Origin of the sequence: Bauldia sp. (assembly GCF_020442045.1) — a bacterium.
Lineage (GTDB): Bacteria > Pseudomonadota > Alphaproteobacteria > Rhizobiales > Kaistiaceae > Bauldia.
The window spans coordinates 1-3,086 of the sequence record NZ_JAGRLA010000011.1 but is presented as its reverse complement, the minus strand read 5'-3'; the positions used below and the strand labels follow the sequence as shown (position 1 = coordinate 3,086).

Annotated in this window: 4 protein-coding genes; 1 reads left to right on the top strand and 3 read right to left on the bottom strand. The window is 65.8% G+C overall.

Annotated features, from left to right (window positions below; genetic code table 11):
* The 3 genes from KDJ86_RS01320 to metC form a co-directional block, all read right to left on the bottom strand.
* On the bottom strand, positions 1–295 hold a 295-nt coding region (locus tag KDJ86_RS01320), incomplete at its 3' end, for a hypothetical protein (RefSeq protein ID WP_291741879.1).
* Positions 296–368: 73 nt separating this feature from the next.
* Positions 369–1,355, bottom strand: a complete 987-nt coding sequence (locus KDJ86_RS01315; RefSeq protein ID WP_291741876.1) for a TAXI family TRAP transporter solute-binding subunit — start codon at positions 1,353–1,355, stop codon at positions 369–371.
* 51 nt (positions 1,356–1,406) lie between these two features.
* Positions 1,407–2,624, bottom strand: coding sequence for a cystathionine beta-lyase (metC, locus tag KDJ86_RS01310; protein WP_291741872.1), 1,218 nt, complete (start codon positions 2,622–2,624; stop codon positions 1,407–1,409).
* A 179-nt stretch (positions 2,625–2,803) separates the two neighbouring features.
* On the opposite strand from metC, the gene KDJ86_RS01305 reads away from it, so the two are divergent.
* On the top strand, positions 2,804–3,086 hold a 283-nt coding region (locus KDJ86_RS01305; protein ID WP_291741870.1), incomplete at its 3' end, for a GntR family transcriptional regulator.

Below are 3,086 nucleotides of genomic sequence, written 5' to 3'. Positions count from 1 at the left end.
GCGGGTCGATATAGGGGCTGCGGTTGTAGACCCGGTTGGGGTCGAGAAGGATGTAGAGGCTCGGCAGGATCGCGGCCGCCGCCAGTGCCCAGTCGACCGCGCTGGGCCGGTCGGCGGGCGAGGATTGGAGTGCGGGATAGAGCAGGAAGATCGGCGGCACCGCCAGAAGCAGATGCAGGCTCGCCAGCTTGAGCGGCTCGGGAAAGCCGAAGCCGGTGAAGTAGAAATGGACCAGCGCCACGGCGGCGAGCCAGATCGAGACGGCGATGCCTATGGGTCCGCGAAGTGTCCGCATCCTGTCCTGGTTCCCCGGTGTGGCGGGGCGCCCGTTGGTTCGGGCGCTCCCTGAGCTTGTCGGCGACTGCCGGCTATTTCATGTAGCCGAGTTCCTTGTAGGCCTTCTCGGCGCCGGGGTGGAGCGGGATCGGCTGGTTCTGCCAGGCCTTCTCGGGATTGTACTTGCCGAGCACCTTGTAGATGTTGCCGAACTTGTCCTGGTTCTCGAGCAGCGTCTTGGTGATCCGGTAGCCGGTCTCTTCGGACACGGTCGACGACATCATGATCAGCGCCTCGAGCGTGGTCACCGGAACGGCGGCGCCGTCGGGCTGCAGCGTCTCGTAGGAGCCGGCCGGGATCTCGCCCTTGCCGTAGCCGAAGGTGGTCTGGAAGTGATCCATCAGGTCCTCGGGAAAGGCGACGAGCCTCGCCTTGCGGCGGCCCGTCTCGACTTCCAGCGCGATGCCGGTCGGATAGCTGCCGGCGCCCCACAGCACGTCGATCTGGCCGTCCTGGAATGCCGAGATGAGCTGGGTGTAGGTGCCGTTGATCACCGTCCCGCCGCCGGCCGAAATCTTGTCGGCGGAGCTGTCGTAGAATTCCAGCGCCCGCTGGAGCGTCAGCTCCTCGGACGTCGCCTTCGGCGAAGTGCCGATGCGCAGCTTGGGATCGGAGAGGATCTCGTTCAGCGGGCGGGTGTCCTCGACCGGAACGATGACGTGGAACTCGGCCGGCGCCCAGGTGCCGCCGAGCGACCGCAGGGTCTCGTAGGGCTTCTCATAGGGCGCCTCGCCCTTCATCGCGGCGGCGGCGAGGAAGTCGATGCCCATCGCCATCTGGCTGATGCCGTTCTCGATGAAGGTCGGATTGTCGCGGCCGCCACCCGGCACGATGCGGATATTGATGTCCGGGTTCTTCTCCATGACGATGTTGGCGAGACCGGTGACGATGGTGAACCAGCTTCCGCCCGGCGAGCCGGATGCCCATTCGAGGTTCTCGTCGGCGCGGGCCGACGGAGACGCGATTGCAAGCCCCGCGCCGATCAGTGCGGCGGCGACCGTCTTTCCCATTGTGTTCATGATCGTTTTCATAGCGTACCCCTGTATGACGCTGGTTTGGTGAGGGCGGCTTCAGGCGACATGGACGCTCCGGTTCGCGGTGTCGCCGGTCGCCTTCAGGATTGCGCGCGCCAAATCGGCCTTCAAGTCGTCCACGTGCTCAAGACCGGCATAGAGGCGAACCAGTATTCCGTCTTCAGTCCAGTTCGTGGCGGTGCGCGCATGGGCCGGGTCCGCGAGAAGGACCAGGCTTTCGTAGCCGCCCCACGAGAAGCCGAGCCCGAAGAGCTCGAGATCCTCGGCGAAGGCGGCTGCCGTCGCGTGGGACGGCGTGTCCAGGATGATTGCAAACAGGCCCGACGCGCCCGCGAAGTCCCGCTTCCACAGCGCGTGGTCGGGATGGGAGGGCAGCGCGGGATGGATGACCCGCCGGACCTGCGGCAGGCCCTCGAGGAAGCGCGCCAGCGCGATACCCGTCTCATGATGCTGCCGCATCCGGGCCGTCAGCGTCCTCAGCCCGCGCGCCGCCATGTAGACGTCGTCCGGCGAGGCGCGATAGCCGAGCCAGTTGGCCGCCTCGCGCAGCGCGCGGTAGTGCGCCTCATGGCAGGTCACGAGACCGAGCATCGCGTCGGAATGGCCGACAATGTATTTCGTCGCGGACTGCACGACGATGTCGACGCCGAGATCGATGGGCCGGCAGTTGAGCGCGGTTGCCCAGGTGTTGTCGGCGACCGTCATCACGCCGGCGGCTTTCGCGGCGGCGCAGATCGCCGGCACGTCCTGGACCTCGAACGTCAGCGAGCCGGGCGTTTCGAGGTAGATCATGCGGGTTTCGGGCCGGATCAGCGCGGCGATGCCTGCGCCGATGCGCGGGTCGTAGAACTCGACATCGACGCCGTTGCGGCGGATGAACTCGCCCATGCTGGTGCGCGCCGGCTCGTAGACCGCGTCGGTGACGAGCAGGTGATCGCCCGGGCGGAGGAAGGCGACCAGCGGCAGAACGCAGGCCGCGAGCCCCGACGGCACGGCAATCGTGCCGTAGCCGCCTTCCAGCCCGGTGATCGCATCCTCGAATGCGAAGACGTCCGGTGTCCCGAAGCGCCCATAGAAGACCGTACCCTTGTCGAAGCGCTTCTTCTTCGCGGCGTCGATGGCCGCGACCGAGGAAAAGCCGATGGTGGACGCCCGGTGCAGCGGCCGATTGACTGTGAGGCCGTCGCCGTCATGGGCGCGCCCCAGTCGGGCCACCTTGGTGTCGTCGTGCCAATCGCGCCGTGGTGCGCTCATATCCGTCATTGCCTTTTCCAGACGCCGGAGGATTTCTGCAACTGTGGCGTATTGCATGCCATCCGTCAATATTGTATGCCAAATGAATTGAACGACACCCATTGCATTCCGGGGGACGGCGCTTGATCGGCAAAGAAAATCAGGGCGATACTTACATCCGTCTCATCAGAGGGCAGGAGATGAACGAGCTCCCCGTCGCGCCGAAACCGCTTCCCATGCAGGTCGCCGACTACATTCGCGACCTGATCATCCACGACCGGCTGAAGCCGGGCGAGCGCATCAGGGAGCGGGCCATCGCCGAGACCCTCAACGTATCGCGGACCCCGTTGCGGGATGCGCTGAAGATCCTGGCGATGGAGCGGCTGGTCGATCTGCTGCCGAACCGCGGCGCCGTGGTGGTGCAGTCCAGCGATCAGGAGATCGCCGACATGCTGACGGTCTACACCGAGCTCGAGGCGTTGG

Coding starts and splice junctions, on each gene's coding strand:
- KDJ86_RS01315 (WP_291741876.1), bottom strand. CDS start 1,355: ATGAACACAATGGGAAAGACGGTCGCCGCCGCACTGATCGGCGCGGGG.
- metC (WP_291741872.1), bottom strand. CDS start 2,624: ATGAGCGCACCACGGCGCGATTGGCACGACGACACCAAGGTGGCCCGA.